The sequence below is a fragment of the Escherichia sp. MOD1-EC7011 genome (genome assembly GCF_002965005.1).
In the GTDB taxonomy this organism is placed as follows: domain Bacteria; phylum Pseudomonadota; class Gammaproteobacteria; order Enterobacterales; family Enterobacteriaceae; genus Escherichia; species Escherichia ruysiae.
In genome coordinates this window covers 1-17,412 of sequence record NZ_PTRD01000041.1, presented here as the reverse complement: position 1 = coordinate 17,412, position 17,412 = coordinate 1, and the positions used below count along the sequence as shown (strand labels likewise).

Below are 17,412 nucleotides of genomic sequence, written 5' to 3'. Positions count from 1 at the left end.
ACAGATGTTAAACGGGTAGTGACTATGGATATGGATTTAAACAATCGCCTGACCGAAGATGAAACACTTGAACAGGCCTATGATATTTTTCTCGAACTGGCTGCCGACAATCTCGACCCAGCTGATGTTCTGCTGTTCAATCTTCAGTTTGAAGAGCGCGGCGGCGCGGAGTTATTCGATCCGGCGGAAGACTGGCAGGAACATGTTGATTTCGATTTGAACCCGGACTTTTTTGCCGAAGTGGTGATTGGTCTGGCGGACAGTGAAGATGGTGAAATCAACGATGTTTTCGCCCGCATTCTGTTATGCCGCGAAAAAGATCACAAACTTTGCCATATCATCTGGCGGGAATAAATAATCGCTTTTGGCGTGAAAAAGGGCTGACAACTGTCAGCCCTTATTGTTTTTAAAGCGGATCGACTTTCAGGCAAGAAACGGCATGTCTGAAACTCCCCTCCAGCACAGGTCGCGTTTTGGCACACTCAGGACCGGCAATCGGGCAACGGGTACGGAAAACACAACCGGAAGGCGGGTTGATCGGCGACGGTAATTCCCCTTCCAGTAACTGAATAGATTTGTTCTTTTCCAGATCCGGGTCAGGAATGGGCACTGCCGACATCAATGCTTTGGTATAAGGATGCAGCGGATTATGGTAGACCTCATCATACGTTCCCAGTTCTACCGCATGTCCGAGATACATCACCAGCACGCGATCGGAAATGTGTTTTACCACGGCCAGATCGTGGGCGATAAAGATTAATGACAATCCCATCTCACGCTGCAATTGCTGGAGCAGGTTGACTACCTGGGCCTGAATTGACACGTCCAGCGCCGACACCGGCTCATCGCAGATAATCAGCTTCGGTTCGAGAATAAGTGCACGGGCAATCCCGATACGCTGACACTGCCCGCCAGAGAACTCATGCGGATAACGGTTAATCAGATTGGGTAGCAAGCCGACTTTCATCATCATCGCCTTCACGCGCTCACGAACTTCCTGGCGTGACATTTTCGGATGGTAGGTGCGCAGCGGTTCAGCGATGATCTCACCGATGGTCATACGCGGGTTCAGCGATGCCAGCGGATCCTGAAAAATCATCTGGATATCACTACGAACGGCACGCCATTCATCGGGCTTCATTCCCAACAACTCTTTGCCTAACCAGGCAACACGACCGTCAGTAGCCTTGACCAAACCGATGATGGCACGAGCAAAGGTGGACTTACCGCATCCCGATTCTCCTACCACACCCAATGTTTCCCCTTCATACAAGCGAAGCGTGACACCATCGACCGCTTTCAGTGTTTTTGCGGGTTGCCAGAACCACTGTTTGCCATCTTTGATCTCAAAGTGCACTTTCAGGTCAGCGATTTCGAGGAGGACTTTTCTTCCTTCGGTTACAGCATTCATAACAGCTCCTCCACCGGTTTAAAGCAGGCACGCAGGCGGCCAGGGGTAAACTCTTCCAGCGGCGGTGCGCTACTACAAATCTCCATCGCATACGGACAACGTGGCTGGAACGGGCAACCTTTCGGTAAACGTAGCAGGTTTGGCGGATTACCGGGAATGGTCAACATGGTTTCACCTTCCGCATCAAGGCGCGGCACCGCATTGAGCAAACCGATAGAATAAGGATGAACGGGTTGATAAAAGACATCGCGCGCATTGCCATATTCCATCGTGCGCCCGGCGTACATCACCAGAACTTTGTCACAGATCCCCGCCACAACACCCAGATCGTGGGTGATCATAATGATGGCGGTATTAAATTCCCGCTTCAGTTCATTCAATAGCGTCATGATTTGCGCCTGTACGGTCACGTCCAGCGCGGTTGTCGGCTCATCGGCAATCAGCAGTTTAGGCCGACACAGCAACGCCATCGCAATCATGACGCGCTGACGCATCCCACCAGAAAATTCATGCGGGAACATCTTCATGCGTTTACGCGCTTCCGGCATTTTTACCGCATCGAGCATCCGCACTGACTCTTCAAACGCCTCAGCCTTGCTCATGCTTTTATGCAGCATCAGCACTTCCATCAACTGCTCACCAACGCGCATATAAGGGTTTAACGAGGTCATCGGATCCTGAAAAATCATCGAGATTTGTTCAGCGCGCAGTTTATTGAGTTCTCGCTCTGGAAGATTGAGGATTTCTCGCCCATTGAAGGTTGCCGATCCGCCAATACGTCCGTTGGCAGCCAGAAGCCCCATTAAGGCAAACGCGGTTTGCGATTTACCCGAACCAGATTCACCAACGATACCCAGCGTTTCCCCGGCACGCAGGGAAAAATTCAAATCGTTAACCGCCGTGACATCGCCATCCGGGGTACTAAAGGTGACACGCAAATCTTTCACGTTCAGTAGTGCGTCAGCCTGTTGTTGTGCGAGCGGCACAGTTGCAGTTTCAATTACGCTCATGGCTGCACTCCTTAACGATCTTTCGGGTCGAGGGCATCACGCAAGCCATCGCCGATAAAGTTGAAACAAAACAGCGTCACCACGAGGAATCCCGCAGGGAACAGCAGTAACCACGGAGAGACTTCCATCGAGTTCGCGCCATCGCTCAGCAATGCGCCCCAGCTGCTTAACGGCTCTTGTGTACCCAGCCCCAGGAAGCTTAAAAAGGATTCAAAGAGGATCATGCTGGGCACCAGTAGCGATGCATAGACCACTACAACACCAAGCACATTCGGCACAATGTGGCGAATAACAATACCGGGCGTAGATACACCGCCAACTTGTGCCGCCTCAATAAACTCTTTGCGCTTCAGACTCAGGGTTTGTCCACGCACAATACGCGCCATATCCAGCCAGGAAACCATGCCAATCGCTACAAAAATCAGCAGAATGTTTTGACCGAAAAAGGTCACCAGCAAAATGACGAAGAACATGAATGGGAAGGAGTTGAGAATTTCCAGCAGACGCATCATTACCGAATCCACTTTGCCGCCAAGATAACCAGAAAGCGAACCATAAAGTGTCCCCACAACCACTGCGACCAGTGCCGCAGCAACCCCGACCATGAGTGAGATACGTCCACCAATAGCAACGCGTACCAGCAAGTCGCGGCCAGATGAGTCAGTACCAAAGTAGTGACCGGATTCCATATCCGGGGCGCTGGACATCATCGCCCAGTCGGTATCGTCATAGGCAAACTGCGAAAGCATTGGTGCCAGGATAACAAATAACGCGATCAGTACCAGCACTATCAGACTGGCGACCGCCGCACGGTTATGCATAAAACGTCGACGTGCGTCCTGCCACAAGCTGCGCCCTTCGACCTCCAGCTTCTCACTGAAATTTTCCAGCGTCTCGCTGTTTTTCTTACTTAACATCATCGCGAGCTCCAGTATCAGTAACGGATTTTCGGGTCGATAACCGCATATAGCACATCGACAATGGCATTAAACAAAATGGTTAATGCACCAACCAGAATGGTCAGGCTTAACACCAATGAATAGTCACGGTTCAATGCGCCATTAACGAACAATTGCCCGATCCCCGGCAAACCATAAATGGTTTCGATGACCATAGAACCGGTAATAATGCCGACAAATGCGGGTCCCATATAGGAGAGCACGGGTAGCAGAGCAGGTTTTAATGCGTGGCGAAGGATGATCCTGCGCATAGGTAAACCTTTCGCGCGGGCAGTACGAATAAAGTTAGAATGCAAAACTTCAATCATCGAACCACGGGTAATACGCGCAATACTGGCGATATAAGCGAGAGACAATGCCACCATCGGCAATATCATGAATTTCAGCGCCCCGCCATTCCAGCCACCGCCTGGTAGCCAATGCAAAATGATCGCAAATATCATGACTAATAATGGCGCAACCACAAAACTGGGGATAACCACCCCGGTCATTGCCAGCCCCATCACGGTATAGTCCCATTTGGTGTTTTGTTTTAATGCGGCAATAACGCCAGCACTAACACCCAGCACTACCGCAAGTATAAACGCGGCTGCCCCCAATTTTGCAGAAACAGGAAAACTGGATGCTACCAGGTCATTGACCGAATAATCTTTATATTTAAAAGACGGACCGAAATCGCCATGCGCCAGTTGTTTCAGGTAGCTGAAATACTGTGTCATGATCGGATCATTAAGATGATATTTCGCTTCGATATTGGCCATCACTTCTGGCGGTAACGTCCGTTCACCAGTGAACGGACTTCCTGGTGCCAGACGCATCATAAAGAACGAAATAGTAATCAGAATAAATAGCGTCGGAATCGCTTCCAGACAGCGACGTAGAATAAATTTTAACATTGCCGTACCTTCTGGCCAGTGCCTTCTATAATGCGATAAAAATCAGACACCGTGGAGCAAGTTCCCCTGCCCCACGTATTGCCATTAGTGCTTCACAATGTACATATTTCTGGTGTAGGTATTATCCAGCGGATCTTTGCCGGTATACCCCCCAACCCACGGTTTCACCAGACGCGCGTTCACATAGTAATAAACCGGAACAATGGCCGAATCTTTATCCAGCTGCTGTTCTGCTTTGGTGTACAGCGCAGTGCGTTGCGCCTCGTCAGTCGCTTTCAGCGTTTCCGCCATAATGCTGTCAAAGGCCGGGCTCTTATAATGCGCGGTATTCATCGAACTGTTCGACAGCATGGTGTTCAGGAAGGATGTTGGTTCGTTATAGTCAGCACACCAGCCTGCACGAGCCACATCAAAAGTTCCCTGGTGACGGGTATCGAGGAAGGTTTTCCACTCCTGGTTAACCAGTTTGACGTTTACACCAATGTTTTTCTTCCACAGTGAAGAGGCGGCAATCGCCAGCTTTTTATGCAGATCGGACGTGTTATATAGCAGGTTAATGGTCAACGGTTTGTCTGCGGTATAGCCCGCTTCAGCCAGCAGCTTTTTCGCTTCTTCGTTACGTTTTTCCTGGCTCCAGCCAAACCATTCCGGTTGAGTTAATTTTGCACCATCTGTGTAAGGAGGAGTGTAACCATAGGCGGGCATATCGCCCTGTGCTTTCACTTTATTAACGATGATATCGCGATCCATACCCAGTTTCAGTGCGGTACGCACACGCACGTCGTTGAATGGCGGTTTCTGATTGTTAATTTCGTAATAGTAGGTGCACAAATACGGATCGACGTGAACCTCGTCCGGGATCTCTTTTTTAAGCTTCTGGAACAGCTCGATCGGCATGTTGTTATAGGTCATATCGATTTCGCCGCTGCGATAGCGGTTAACATCGGTGACTTCAGAAGCAATCGGCAAATAGGTGACTTGGTTAATGACGGTTTTCGCGTTGTTCCAGTAGGTCGGGCTGCGCTCAAGAACGATACGTTCGTTAACGACCCAATCTTTTAAGGTATAGGCACCGTTGGTGACAATATTTCCTGGCTGGGTCCATTTCTCGCCGAATTTCTCAATAGCGGCTTTTGGCACCGGGGAAGTCGATGGGTGAACCAGTAATTTATAGAAATACGGAACAGGCTCACTTAATGTGACTTCTAAAGTGTAGTCATCGACGGCTTTCACGCCGAGATCGGTAATCGGTTTTTTCCCTTCGAGAATTTCATCAATACCGGCGATATGCCCATATTGTAGATAACTGGCATAGGGAGAAGCGGTGTTCGGATCAACAGAACGTTGCCAACTGTATACAAAGTCCTGCGCAGTGACTGGCGTGCCGTCGGACCATTTCGCATCTTTACGCAGATGGAATGTCCAGACTTTGGCATCTTTATTATCCCAGGACTCCGCGACGCCAGGCGCCGGGTGACCATCGAGATCGCTGACCAGCAAGCCTTCAAACAGGTCGCGACTGATATTAGACTCCGGAACCCCTTCAATTTTGTGCGGATCTAATGACTGAACTTCAGAACCATTGTTACGCACCAGCGTTTGTTTTTCTGCGAGCTGAACACCAGCGGGTACATCAGCCGCCAGCGCAACATTCCCTGCCATAAGCGCAGCCAGAACGCCTGCTGCTACTAAACTTCTCTTGGTGATGTTGGTCATTGTTTTTGGACTCCCTCATTATAATTACTGGCTTTAACCAGCATGTGTAATCCCGGGTTGGGACCCTGGACAGATTCGGAGACTTTCTGCTGCCAGGTTGATATATCGTTACGCTTTGCTATCACCGACTTTATTTATTCTGGCGATTCGAACGACCACCTTACGTCGGTTCCTACTGTGTCTCCCCTGTCGAGACACATTTACTATTTAATGCAGCAATTTTTATTGTTAATTATTCTCATTACCAAAAAAATCGCCTGACGGTTGACCGGAAAGTATCAAATGCGCTTCTTGCCCGCCAATACATTTTGCAAAATTGTTAAGCAATTCTCTTTTACTGACCGCGCCAATATCTAAAGACTTCATCAGGTTGCCAATAAAACCATTTAAAAACAATAAGATAAAACCTCGTAAAGCAAGTCTGTTTTTTCTGGTTGCTGTCAAGATAGAGAAATATACAATAACTTAACAAAAGGTCATTATTTAGCACATTCCTCTGCCAAATGCAGTGGAATTACTAATATCATTTCAATTATTCTTCAGCAAGACCCAGGATTATGATGTCGCGAAAATAACATGATGAGGAGGATGGCGGGGTAAGGATATTCTTATAACTGGCTGTAATATGAGGAAAAATATTTATCTATTTCGTTTGCTTTTGATAACTGTGCTGGGCAAAAGTAAAAATAATGACGAAAAAACGGAGCACCATGGCTCCGTTTCGTATGAAAGAAATTAATTGAGCAGACCAGGGAAAATCCCTTTGATTCCATTAACAATAAATTCAATCCCTAATGCCATCAGCAGCAACCCCATAATACGAGTAATCACGTTTATACCGGTCTGACGCAGAACTCGCACCAGCCAGGGTGCCATGCGGAATAAGCCCCAGCAACATAAAGCAAACAATGCAATTGCCACAAAAAAGCCGAACAGATAACCAATGCTGTGATAACGCGTTCCCCAAACGATAGTTGAACTGATCGCCCCTGGCCCTGCCATCAAAGGCAATGCGAGCGGTACAACGCCGATGCTTTCTCGAATTGCGGTTTCTGATTTCTCTTGTTTGTTCTGTTTATCCTCACCAAGCTTACCGCTGATCATCGACATCGCAATTGTAACCACCAGTATGCCGCCCGCGATGCGGAACGAATCAATCGATATTCCAAAAAGTTGCAGAATCGTGTCGCCGAGAAAAAGCGAGATCCACAAGATAATCGCTACCGACAGGTTGGCAGTCAGATTTGTTTTGTTTCTCGCTGCCGCAGTCTGATAGCTGGTCATACTGATGAACACGGGGATAATCCCAACCGGGTTAACCAGCGCAAATAACCCGATGAAAAATTTAAAGTAAACGGGAAAATCAAAGAGTGTCTGAATCACGGTTAGCTCCGAAGCAAAAGCCGGATAATGTTAGCCATAAGCAAAGGTAAAAAAATACGCGCTGACAATACGCCTTTTGGCAGCATTTTTCACCTCCTAACCGCTTAAAATTACTATCATTCATTATTGTTATCTAGTCGTGCAAAACATGCTAATGTAGCCAACAATAAATACTACAATTTATTAACTATTAGCTTTTATAGCTAAAAGCGGAGCTGAAAGGTGTCAGCTTTGCGGAATTTTGATCTAGATCACGTAATCAGTACCCAGAAGTGAGTAATCTTGCTTACGCCACCTGGAAGTGACGCATTAGAGATTAGTCTCTCTAATGTTTAAACTCTTTTAGTAAATCACAGTGAGTGTGAGCGCGAGTAAGCTTTTGATTTTCATAGGTTAAGCAAATCATCACCACACTGACTATACTCTCGTATTCGAGCAGATGATTTACTAAAAAAGTTTAACATTATCAGGAGAGCATTATGGCTGTTACTAATGTCGCTGAACTTAACGCACTCGTAGAGCGTGTAAAAAAAGCCCAGCGTGAATATGCCAGTTTCACTCAAGAGCAAGTTGATAAAATCTTCCGCGCCGCCGCTCTGGCTGCCGCAGATGCTCGAATCCCACTCGCGAAAATGGCCGTTGCCGAATCCGGCATGGGTATCGTCGAAGATAAAGTAATTAAAAACCACTTTGCTTCTGAATATATCTACAACGCCTATAAAGATGAAAAAACCTGTGGTGTTCTGTCTGAAGACGACACTTTCGGTACTATCACTATCGCTGAACCAATCGGTATTATCTGCGGTATCGTTCCAACGACTAACCCGACTTCAACTGCAATCTTCAAATCGCTGATCAGCCTGAAGACCCGTAACGCTATTATCTTCTCTCCGCACCCGCGTGCAAAAGATGCAACTAACAAAGCTGCTGATATCGTTCTGCAGGCTGCTATCGCTGCTGGTGCACCGAAAGATCTGATTGGCTGGATCGATCAACCTTCTGTTGAACTGTCCAACGCGCTGATGCACCACCCTGACATTAACCTGATCCTCGCGACTGGTGGTCCGGGCATGGTTAAAGCAGCATACAGCTCCGGTAAACCGGCAATCGGTGTAGGTGCTGGTAACACTCCGGTTGTTATCGATGAAACCGCAGATATCAAACGTGCAGTTGCATCCGTACTGATGTCCAAAACCTTCGACAACGGCGTAATCTGTGCTTCTGAACAGTCTGTTGTTGTTGTTGACTCTGTTTATGACGCTGTACGTGAACGTTTCGCTACCCACGGCGGTTACATGCTGCAGGGTAAAGAGCTGAAAGCCGTTCAGGACGTTATCCTGAAAAACGGCGCACTGAACGCAGCTATCGTTGGTCAACCGGCTTATAAAATTGCTGAACTGGCGGGCTTCTCTGTACCAGAAAACACTAAGATTCTGATTGGTGAAGTGACCGTTGTTGATGAAAGCGAACCGTTCGCACATGAAAAACTGTCCCCGACGCTGGCAATGTACCGTGCAAAAGATTTCGAAGACGCGGTAGAGAAAGCAGAGAAACTGGTTGCCATGGGCGGTATCGGTCATACCTCTTGCCTGTACACCGACCAGGATAACCAACCGGCACGCGTTGCCTACTTCGGTCAGAAAATGAAAACTGCCCGTATCCTGATCAACACCCCGGCTTCTCAGGGTGGTATCGGTGACCTGTATAACTTCAAACTCGCACCTTCCCTGACTCTGGGTTGTGGTTCCTGGGGTGGTAACTCCATCTCTGAAAACGTTGGTCCGAAACACTTGATCAACAAGAAAACCGTTGCTAAGCGAGCTGAAAACATGTTGTGGCACAAACTTCCGAAATCTATCTACTTCCGCCGTGGCTCACTGCCAATCGCGCTGGATGAAGTGATTACTGATGGCCACAAACGTGCGCTCATCGTGACTGACCGCTTCCTGTTCAACAACGGTTATGCCGACCAGATTACTTCTGTACTGAAAGCTGCCGGCGTTGAAACTGAAGTCTTCTTTGAAGTTGAAGCTGACCCGACACTGAGCATCGTTCGTAAAGGTGCCGAACTGGCAAACTCCTTCAAGCCAGACGTGATCATCGCGCTGGGTGGTGGTTCCCCGATGGACGCCGCGAAAATCATGTGGGTTATGTACGAGCATCCGGAAACCCACTTTGAAGAACTGGCGCTGCGCTTTATGGATATCCGTAAACGTATCTACAAGTTCCCGAAAATGGGCGTGAAAGCGAAAATGATCGCCGTCACCACCACTTCCGGTACGGGTTCTGAAGTGACTCCGTTTGCGGTTGTAACCGACGATGCAACAGGTCAGAAATATCCGCTGGCAGACTATGCACTGACCCCGGATATGGCGATTGTTGACGCCAACCTGGTTATGGATATGCCGAAGTCCCTGTGTGCTTTCGGTGGTCTGGACGCAGTCACTCACGCCATGGAAGCTTATGTTTCTGTACTGGCATCTGAGTTCTCTGATGGTCAGGCTCTGCAGGCGCTGAAACTGCTCAAAGAATATCTGCCAGCGTCTTACCACGAAGGGGCTAAAAACCCGGTAGCGCGTGAACGTGTTCACAGTGCAGCTACTATCGCCGGTATCGCGTTTGCGAACGCCTTCCTGGGTGTATGTCACTCAATGGCGCACAAACTGGGCTCCCAGTTCCATATTCCGCACGGTCTGGCCAACGCCCTGCTGATTTGTAACGTTATCCGCTACAACGCGAATGACAACCCGACCAAGCAGACTGCATTCAGCCAGTACGATCGTCCACAGGCTCGTCGTCGTTATGCTGAAATCGCAGACCATCTGGGTCTGAGCGCACCGGGTGACCGTACTGCTGCGAAGATCGAGAAACTGCTGGCATGGCTGGAAACGCTGAAAGCAGAACTGGGTATTCCGAAATCTATCCGTGAGGCTGGCGTTCAGGAAGCTGACTTCCTGGCGAACGTAGATAAACTGTCTGAAGATGCATTCGATGACCAGTGCACCGGCGCTAACCCGCGTTACCCGCTGATCTCCGAGCTGAAACAGATTCTGCTGGATACCTACTATGGTCGTGATTACGTAGAAGGAGCACCAGCAGCAAAGGAAGCAGCTCCAGCTAAAGCAGAGAAAAAAGCGAAGAAATCCGCTTAATCAGTAACTCTGTACATCCTCATAAACGGTCCCTTTTGGGGCCGTTTTTTTGTTTTCGCTACACGCTATACAAAGTCAAATAACCCAACTGCATTAGTATGCTCATATATACTGTTATCTAATGCGCACTAACCGCGATAACCTGAAAATGACTCAACATCGTAGATGACGAAGCACTAAATCGTTCTGTTACGTTTTAGCGATAGTTAGGAGCAGAGAAAGAATTATGGTTCGGAAGAAGTTAGTAAAACGAACTGACAGGATAAAGGCCTCGATTCATCCTGTCAGTAAAGAAAATCTTATTAATCGTGTTGATGTCTTTCTTGAATAGCCGTCAAAGAACCGACTTCTAACGCTTCTTTATAGTGTTTACGGCAAACCGAGACGTAACGCTCATTACCACCAATAACCACCTGTTCGCCTTCGTTATAAGGCCTACCCGCTTGATCAAGACGTAGCACCATGCTTGCTTTACGACCACAAAAGCAAATAGTTTTTAATTCGACCAGTTTGTCTGACCATGCCAGTAAGTATTGACTGCCGGTAAATAATTCACCGCGAAAATCTGTACGTAAGCCATAACAAAGTACGGGTATATCGAGTTGATCGACAACCTCCGATAATTCATATACTTGTTGTCTGGTTAAAAACTGGCATTCATCAACCAGTACACAATGAATTGCCTGTTGTTCATGTTCCGCACGAATCTCATCAAATAATGATGAATTTTGGTTAAATAATTTTGCCGGAGATGACAAACCTATACGCGAGCTGACTTTCCCTGCCCCGAAACGATCGTCAATTTCCGCCGTATATACGACAGTCCGCATACCGCGTTCCTGGTAATTGTATGAAGATTGCAGCAATGCCGTAGACTTACCCGCGTTCATTGCGGAATAGTAGAAATATAGCTGTGCCATCAGCCACAGGCCCTCAATGATATGAAATAAAGTTGGCTGAAGTTTATCATAATTCGCCAGTTTTACAGCGCAACAGTACACGCAGAAGAGCGTATATACATCATTCCTTAAGAAGGATGACATAATCCTTCAGAGCTATCATTGTGTCTGTATTGCTTGTTATAACCGCGTAAATGACTCCAGGTAACTATTCACAATCTTTAACTTGTTGCACAAGTAATAACCCTCTGTTGACCTCCAGGATACGGCAATACGAAGTCCCTGCACTTATTGCGACTGTTCTTCTTTTCATCATTCTCTTAATAGCGGATTTTTTGTAAACATGACTAATACCGAAGAGTAAAAGACGTCAGCGCGTGTTAATCCCTACATAAAATGTGACATGAATCAGGAAGTTTTAACCTTAGATGATGCGAAATCATCGGTACAAATAGGGCTATATGCCGCATCTTTTCTGGCTAATTTTATGAAAAGATATTTATTGGTGGCACAAAATAAAGAACAATTTTGAATTCCTTACATTCCTGGCTATTGCACAACTGAATTTAAGGCTCTATTATTACCTCAACAAACCACCCCAATATAAGTTTGAGATTACTACAATGAGCGAAGCACTTAAAATTCTGAACAACATCCGTACTCTTCGTGCGCAAGCAAGAGAATGTACACTTGAAACGCTGGAAGAAATGCTGGAAAAATTAGAAGTAGTTGTTAACGAGCGTCGCGAAGAAGAAAGTGCGGCTGCTGCTGAAGTTGAAGAACGCACTCGTAAACTGCAACAATATCGTGAAATGCTGATCGCTGACGGTATCGACCCGAACGAACTGCTGAATAGCATGGCTGCTGTTAAATCTGGCACCAAAGCTAAACGCGCACAGCGTCCAGCTAAATATAGCTACGTTGACGAGAACGGCGAAACCAAAACCTGGACTGGTCAGGGTCGTACTCCGGCTGTAATCAAAAAAGCGATGGATGAGCAAGGTAAATCCCTCGACGATTTCCTGATCAAGTAATAATCTTTTTTAGATTACGCTCGCTTAAAATCCCGCCATTGGCGGGATTTTTTATTGTCCGTTTTAAGACTATCCAATAAGAATAAGCTATAAAAAAACGGCATTGATAACTCAATGCCGTTTCGTAGAAAACACCGCTATTGGTGTTACTTCTTAATGCCCATCTCTTCTTCAAGCCAGGCTTTAAATTCAGCACCCAGCGAGTTGTGACGAATACCGTATTCAACGAAAGCCTGCATGTAACCTAATTTATTACCGCAGTCATGGCTCTTCCCTTTCATGTGATAGGCTTCAACCGTTTCTTTTTCGATCAGCATATCAATAGCATCGGTAAGTTGAATTTCATCGCCTGCTCCCGGAGGAGTTTTTGCCAGCAGCGGCCAAATATCGGCGCTAAGTACGTAACGACCAACAATAGCGAGATTAGACGGTGCAACATCTGCTTTCGGTTTTTCTACTACACCGACCATCGGTACACTTTCACCAGGCGCTAAATCCACACCTTTGCAATCCACAACACCGTATGCAGTCACATCAGCAACAGGCTCAACCATGATCTGACTATGGCCAGTTTCATCAAAGCGGCGGATCATCTCTGCGAGGTTATCCTGCGACAAATCGGATTCATATTCATCCAGAATAACGTCAGGCAAAATAACAGCCACAGGTTCATCACCAACTACCGGGTGAGCACACAATACTGCGTGCCCTAAACCTTTCGCCAGCCCCTGACGAACTTGCATAATAGTCACGTGCGGCGGGCAAATAGACTGCACTTCATCAAGCAGCTGACGTTTTACACGTTTTTCCAGCATTGCTTCCAGTTCAAAACTGGTATCAAAGTGGTTTTCAATAGAGTTTTTCGATGAGTGAGTCACCAGCACAATTTCAGTAATACCCGCCGCAATACATTCATTCACGACGTATTGAATTAATGGCTTATCGACAAGCGGTAGCATCTCTTTCGGGATAGCTTTCGTCGCCGGCAACATCCTGGTTCCTAATCCCGCTACGGGGATAACGGCTTTTTTGACTTTCGTGTTAATGGCAGCCATTTAAATTCTCCTGGACTGTTCGTGTATTGAACGTGTTCATATTTCTGTATCACATCCCAGTATATCAGTACCCTGGCGACGCCTGGTTCCGAAAAGGAAGCGAGTTAACATAATTAAGACAATTACTTATACGAATGGCGACGATAGTACCACCAGCAGACATTAGCAGGTAATGCAATTTTATCCCAAATTATCGTTTGCTCAATTCGCAGACAGCATCAAACGTAGCCTTCCACCAGCGCCCCAAATTTGGCATTGCCAGGCATCACATCTCTGACTCAATTGATTCAAATAAGTGTTGCCTAATGTTCCTAACGGAACGCCATTACTGATTTGAATCTGGTGTTCACCCGCATTCAACGTCGCATTCAAGCCTGCGGATACCAGAATGAGATTTTTTAATTCACGATGATAATAGCCGACTAATAGAGGAAATTGACCGGGCAGATTGGCCTGGCGTAGTAAATGGTTTACCTGCTTCAATAACGCGCCTAACTCAGGCAAAGGTTGATTCTGGTGCGCAAGCTGTTCCTGTAATAAGCCATTAAACAACGCACGTAATAACAAGGCTGCAAGGACGCCATTATGTCCAGCACGGGTTACATCAAGGCAATAAAAAGCCAGATCGTTTTCCGAAAGTGCAGCAATATCAAGTACCAGACCAGGTTTATCAACAGCAACGAGTTGGCGATAATTAACCCGACAATGGGAAATCTCCTGCTGAACCGGTGGTTGTAATTCTTGCAATAATTTCGCGGCGGCTGTCGGATTATCGACCATTGCATCCCAATCGCGAAAAAGCCTTTCTTCTTCCTCAACCCTGGAGTTAAACATGCTGGGATACAGACAAGCAAAAACCATCTCGCGCAAGCGATTAAGATCTTTAACTGGTTTCAGCAAAACATCTTCCACACCCAGCCGTAATGCTTTCGCAATATCTGCCATATTTTCCGTAGCAGAAATCACCAGAACCGGGGTTTGGTCTCCCCGGTTGCGTATATGTTCCAGCAGTTTTAAGCCGTTCATTCTTGGCATTGCAATATCACATATCATCAGATCGGGTGTAAAACCTCCCAGTAGCTCAAGGGCATCCACCCCATCAGCCGCCAGTACTGTTGTTGCTCCCAATGAGGAAAACCATGAATCCAGAAGCGAGCGAAAGACTGGCTCATCTTCAACTATGAGAATCTGTTTTCCGACCAATGGCTGCGTCATGTTCTCTCCCCTGACTGGCTTTATTCAATAGTGACATGCTATTGCCATCAGTGCCTGTCAGAATTAACTTAAGTGTAGATAAAAAATCAGGTCAAAACGTTGGTTCGAACCAGCGGTAAAAGTTCATCCATTTTCTTCTCTACCGCTAATTGTCCTGCCGCAATGGCAGCATTTGCACGATGAAAATCCAGAGTGGATATCTGCGGGCATAAAGGTTGAATCAGAATATCAGGCGGATCCCCAGCCATACGGTTTCGTTTAAGACGGTTTTCCAGCACCTGGATAGACGTGGTCATAATCTCTGTTGCGGTTGGCGCAGTCACTGCCCGACGTGCCGTTATACTGCCTAATCGTTCTTTCAGACGCGCATGCCACGGGAGAGGATCGTCGTTCTCGCCATTATCTTCACTGACATTAAATGAAAGGAGATCTTGTTGCATTAAATGAGCATCGTGCTGCAGATCGACCGCAATCACAATATCAGCGCCCATCGCACGCGTGAGGGAAATAGGAATCGGATTAACAACTGCGCCATCAACCAGCCAATAGCCGTTATGAGCGACCGGCGCCATCAGGCCGGGGATGCTGCATGATGCACGAATAGCAAGATGGAGGTCGCCTTCGGTAAACCAGAGTTCTCGCCCCGTGCTTAAATTAGTGGCAACCGCAGCGAAACGGCGTGAACAATTTTCGATCTCTGTTTCCGGCATTATTTCGCGGTACTGGTTGAACACACGCTCACCGCGCAACAATCCACCACGCTGCCAGGAAAGATCCATCAGCCGTAAAACATCCCAATAGCTAAAAGAGGTAACCCACTGTTCAAGCGCGGTCAGGCGATCGCATGCAAAAGCAGCGCCCACCAGCGAACCGATTGAACATCCAGCGACGATATCTATTTCAATGCCCATTTTTTTAAGCGCGTTAATGACGCCAATATGCGACCATCCTCGCGCCGCGCCAGATCCTAGCGCCAGCCCTATTTTTATCTTTCTCATTGTTCCTGAAGGCTTCCCCTGGAATGCAGCCGTAGCCACATCGCTACTGCTCGGTTAACATAGTGCTACGCAGGCGATTAATACGCCGTTATTGTTTCCAGGGAGATTATTTGTGTCTGAGCTTTGTCCCTGTGGTAGTGCTGTCGAGTATAGCCTATGTTGCCACCGTTATGTGTCTGGTGAAAAGGTCGCACCTGATCCAGAACATCTCGTGCGTTCGCGTTACTGCGCTTTTGTGATGCAGGACGCAGATTATTTAATTAAGACCTGGCATCCGTCCTGTGGCGCAGCGGCGTTACGTGCCGAATTGATTGCCGGATTTGCGCATACCGAATGGTTAGGGCTGACCGTATTTGAGCGTTCATATCACGAAGGAGATAACGTAGGTTATGTTAGCTTCGTTGCTCGATTTGCCGAACAGGGTAAAACAGGAGCGATAATTGAACGTTCGCGATTTTTGAAAGAAAACGGTCAGTGGTACTATATTGACGGTACACGTCCACAGTTTGGCCGCAACGATCCCTGCCCTTGTGGTTCAGGTAAAAAATTTAAAAAGTGCTGCGGCCAATAATGGTTGACGGTACGGTTTAGCAAACACTCTCAACAAGGTTTTTCCAGCAATGCACTCACTCCAACGAAAAGTTCTGCGTACTATTTGTCCGGATCAAAAAGGTCTGATCGCGCGCATTACGAATATTTGCTACAAGCACGAGTTAAATATCGTGCAGAACAATGAATTTGTTGATCATCGTACCGGACGCTTTTTTATGCGCACGGAACTGGAAGGCATTTTTAATGATTCGACCCTGCTGGCGGATCTCGATAGCGCATTGCCGGAAGGCTCTGTGCGCGAACTAAATCCCGCCGGTCGTCGCCGGATAGTCATTCTGGTCACTAAAGAAGCGCATTGCCTTGGCGATCTGCTGATGAAAGCCAATTACGGTGGACTGGATGTGGAAATCGCGGCAGTCATCGGCAACCACGATACCTTGCGTTCGCTGGTTGAACGTTTTGATATTCCATTTGAACTGGTCAGCCATGAAGGATTAAGTCGCAACGAGCACGATCAAAAGATGGCGGATGCCATTGATGCTTATCAGCCTGATTACGTTGTGCTGGCGAAGTATATGCGCGTATTAACGCCGGAATTTGTGGCGCGCTTCCCGAATAAAATTATCAATATTCACCACTCATTCCTGCCAGCGTTTATTGGGGCACGTCCGTATCATCAGGCCTATGAACGCGGCGTGAAGATAATTGGCGCAACGGCACACTATGTAAATGACAATCTGGATGAAGGTCCAATCATTATGCAGGACGTTATTCATGTGGATCACACTTATACAGCCGAAGATATGATGCGGGCAGGTCGTGACGTCGAGAAAAACGTATTAAGCCGCGCCCTTTACCAGGTTTTGGCGCAACGTGTGTTTGTTTACGGTAACCGGACGATTATTCTTTAATCGCCAGCAAAAAGAACTGGTTGCCTTTAATCCGTTACGGATGAAAATTACGCAACCAGTTCATTTTTCTCAACGTAACGCTTTACAGCGGCGTGTCATTTGGTATGATGCGCCCCGCTTCCCAATGAGGGAGCAGGCCAGTAAAAAGTATTGCCCCGTGGTGGGGTTCCCGAGCGGCCAAAGGGAGCAGACTGTAAATCTGCCGTCATCGACTTCGAAGG

Annotated in this window: 17 protein-coding genes; 6 read left to right on the top strand and 11 right to left on the bottom strand. The window is 47.3% G+C overall.

What is annotated here, in order from left to right:
- Nucleotides 1–24 precede the first annotated feature (24 nt).
- Nucleotides 25–354 (top strand): HI1450 family dsDNA-mimic protein, encoded by a 330-nt coding sequence (locus tag A7098_RS19190; RefSeq protein ID WP_000366959.1) that lies wholly within the window; start codon nucleotides 25–27, stop codon nucleotides 352–354.
- 52 nt (nucleotides 355–406) lie between these two features.
- On the opposite strand, the gene oppF is transcribed toward A7098_RS19190, so the two are convergent.
- From oppF to ychE, 7 genes are all read right to left on the bottom strand, one after another.
- Nucleotides 407–1,411, bottom strand: a complete 1,005-nt coding sequence (gene oppF, locus A7098_RS19185) for a murein tripeptide/oligopeptide ABC transporter ATP-binding protein OppF (protein WP_000994883.1) — start codon at nucleotides 1,409–1,411, stop codon at nucleotides 407–409.
- Nucleotides 1,408–2,421 carry a murein tripeptide/oligopeptide ABC transporter ATP-binding protein OppD gene (gene oppD, locus A7098_RS19180; RefSeq protein ID WP_105281288.1) on the bottom strand — a complete coding sequence of 338 codons (1,014 nt, stop codon included), beginning with the start codon at nucleotides 2,419–2,421 and terminating at the stop codon, nucleotides 1,408–1,410. The genes oppF and oppD overlap by 4 nt, the downstream gene beginning before the upstream one ends.
- Nucleotides 2,422–2,432: 11 nt before the next feature.
- A complete protein-coding gene (gene oppC, locus A7098_RS19175; protein WP_000979659.1) occupies nucleotides 2,433–3,341 on the bottom strand; it encodes an oligopeptide ABC transporter permease OppC in 909 nt (302 codons plus the stop codon).
- 14 nt (nucleotides 3,342–3,355) lie between these two features.
- A complete protein-coding gene (gene oppB / locus A7098_RS19170) occupies nucleotides 3,356–4,276 on the bottom strand; it encodes an oligopeptide ABC transporter permease OppB (RefSeq protein WP_000911117.1) in 921 nt (306 codons plus the stop codon).
- A gap of 84 nt (nucleotides 4,277–4,360) precedes the next feature.
- Nucleotides 4,361–5,992 carry an oligopeptide ABC transporter substrate-binding protein OppA gene (gene oppA / locus A7098_RS19165; protein WP_105281287.1) on the bottom strand — a complete coding sequence of 544 codons (1,632 nt, stop codon included), beginning with the start codon at nucleotides 5,990–5,992 and terminating at the stop codon, nucleotides 4,361–4,363.
- Between the two features lie 228 nt (nucleotides 5,993–6,220).
- Entirely contained in the window at nucleotides 6,221–6,358 is a 138-nt protein-coding gene (locus A7098_RS23865; protein WP_157941585.1) for a hypothetical protein, read from the bottom strand.
- 369 nt (nucleotides 6,359–6,727) lie between these two features.
- Nucleotides 6,728–7,375, bottom strand: a complete 648-nt coding sequence (gene ychE / locus A7098_RS19150) for an NAAT family transporter YchE (RefSeq protein WP_000616769.1) — start codon at nucleotides 7,373–7,375, stop codon at nucleotides 6,728–6,730.
- A gap of 479 nt (nucleotides 7,376–7,854) precedes the next feature.
- On the opposite strand from ychE, the gene adhE reads away from it, so the two are divergent.
- Nucleotides 7,855–10,527: a bifunctional acetaldehyde-CoA/alcohol dehydrogenase gene (gene adhE / locus A7098_RS19145; RefSeq protein WP_000301666.1), complete on the top strand. Its 2,673-nt coding sequence runs from the start codon at nucleotides 7,855–7,857 to the stop codon at nucleotides 10,525–10,527.
- A gap of 302 nt (nucleotides 10,528–10,829) precedes the next feature.
- Here adhE and tdk read toward each other — a convergent pair whose 3' ends face one another.
- Nucleotides 10,830–11,447: a thymidine kinase gene (gene tdk / locus A7098_RS19140; protein ID WP_024165082.1), complete on the bottom strand. Its 618-nt coding sequence runs from the start codon at nucleotides 11,445–11,447 to the stop codon at nucleotides 10,830–10,832.
- Nucleotides 11,448–12,049: 602 nt separating this feature from the next.
- Between tdk and hns the strand changes: the two genes are divergently transcribed.
- Nucleotides 12,050–12,460 carry a histone-like nucleoid-structuring protein H-NS gene (gene hns / locus A7098_RS19135; RefSeq protein ID WP_001287384.1) on the top strand — a complete coding sequence of 137 codons (411 nt, stop codon included), beginning with the start codon at nucleotides 12,050–12,052 and terminating at the stop codon, nucleotides 12,458–12,460.
- A gap of 146 nt (nucleotides 12,461–12,606) precedes the next feature.
- Here hns and galU read toward each other — a convergent pair whose 3' ends face one another.
- From galU to rssA, 3 genes are all read right to left on the bottom strand, one after another.
- On the bottom strand, nucleotides 12,607–13,515 hold the full coding sequence (gene galU / locus A7098_RS19130) for a UTP--glucose-1-phosphate uridylyltransferase GalU (RefSeq protein WP_000718987.1): 909 nt from the start codon (nucleotides 13,513–13,515) through the stop codon (nucleotides 12,607–12,609).
- Nucleotides 13,516–13,716: 201 nt separating this feature from the next.
- On the bottom strand, nucleotides 13,717–14,730 hold the full coding sequence (rssB, locus tag A7098_RS19125; RefSeq protein WP_000193438.1) for a two-component system response regulator RssB: 1,014 nt from the start codon (nucleotides 14,728–14,730) through the stop codon (nucleotides 13,717–13,719).
- 86 nt (nucleotides 14,731–14,816) lie between these two features.
- Nucleotides 14,817–15,728: a patatin-like phospholipase RssA gene (gene rssA, locus A7098_RS19120; protein WP_010344798.1), complete on the bottom strand. Its 912-nt coding sequence runs from the start codon at nucleotides 15,726–15,728 to the stop codon at nucleotides 14,817–14,819.
- A 112-nt stretch (nucleotides 15,729–15,840) separates the two neighbouring features.
- On the opposite strand from rssA, the gene A7098_RS19115 reads away from it, so the two are divergent.
- The 3 genes from A7098_RS19115 to A7098_RS24030 form a co-directional block, all read left to right on the top strand.
- A complete protein-coding gene (locus A7098_RS19115) occupies nucleotides 15,841–16,299 on the top strand; it encodes a YchJ family protein (protein WP_105281286.1) in 459 nt (152 codons plus the stop codon).
- Between the two features lie 49 nt (nucleotides 16,300–16,348).
- Complete coding sequence (purU, locus tag A7098_RS19110) at nucleotides 16,349–17,191, top strand: formyltetrahydrofolate deformylase (RefSeq protein ID WP_000555850.1); 843 nt, start codon at nucleotides 16,349–16,351, stop codon at nucleotides 17,189–17,191.
- On the top strand, nucleotides 17,160–17,412 hold a 253-nt coding region (locus tag A7098_RS24030; protein WP_206748917.1), incomplete at its 3' end, for a hypothetical protein. The genes purU and A7098_RS24030, both read left to right, overlap by 32 nt.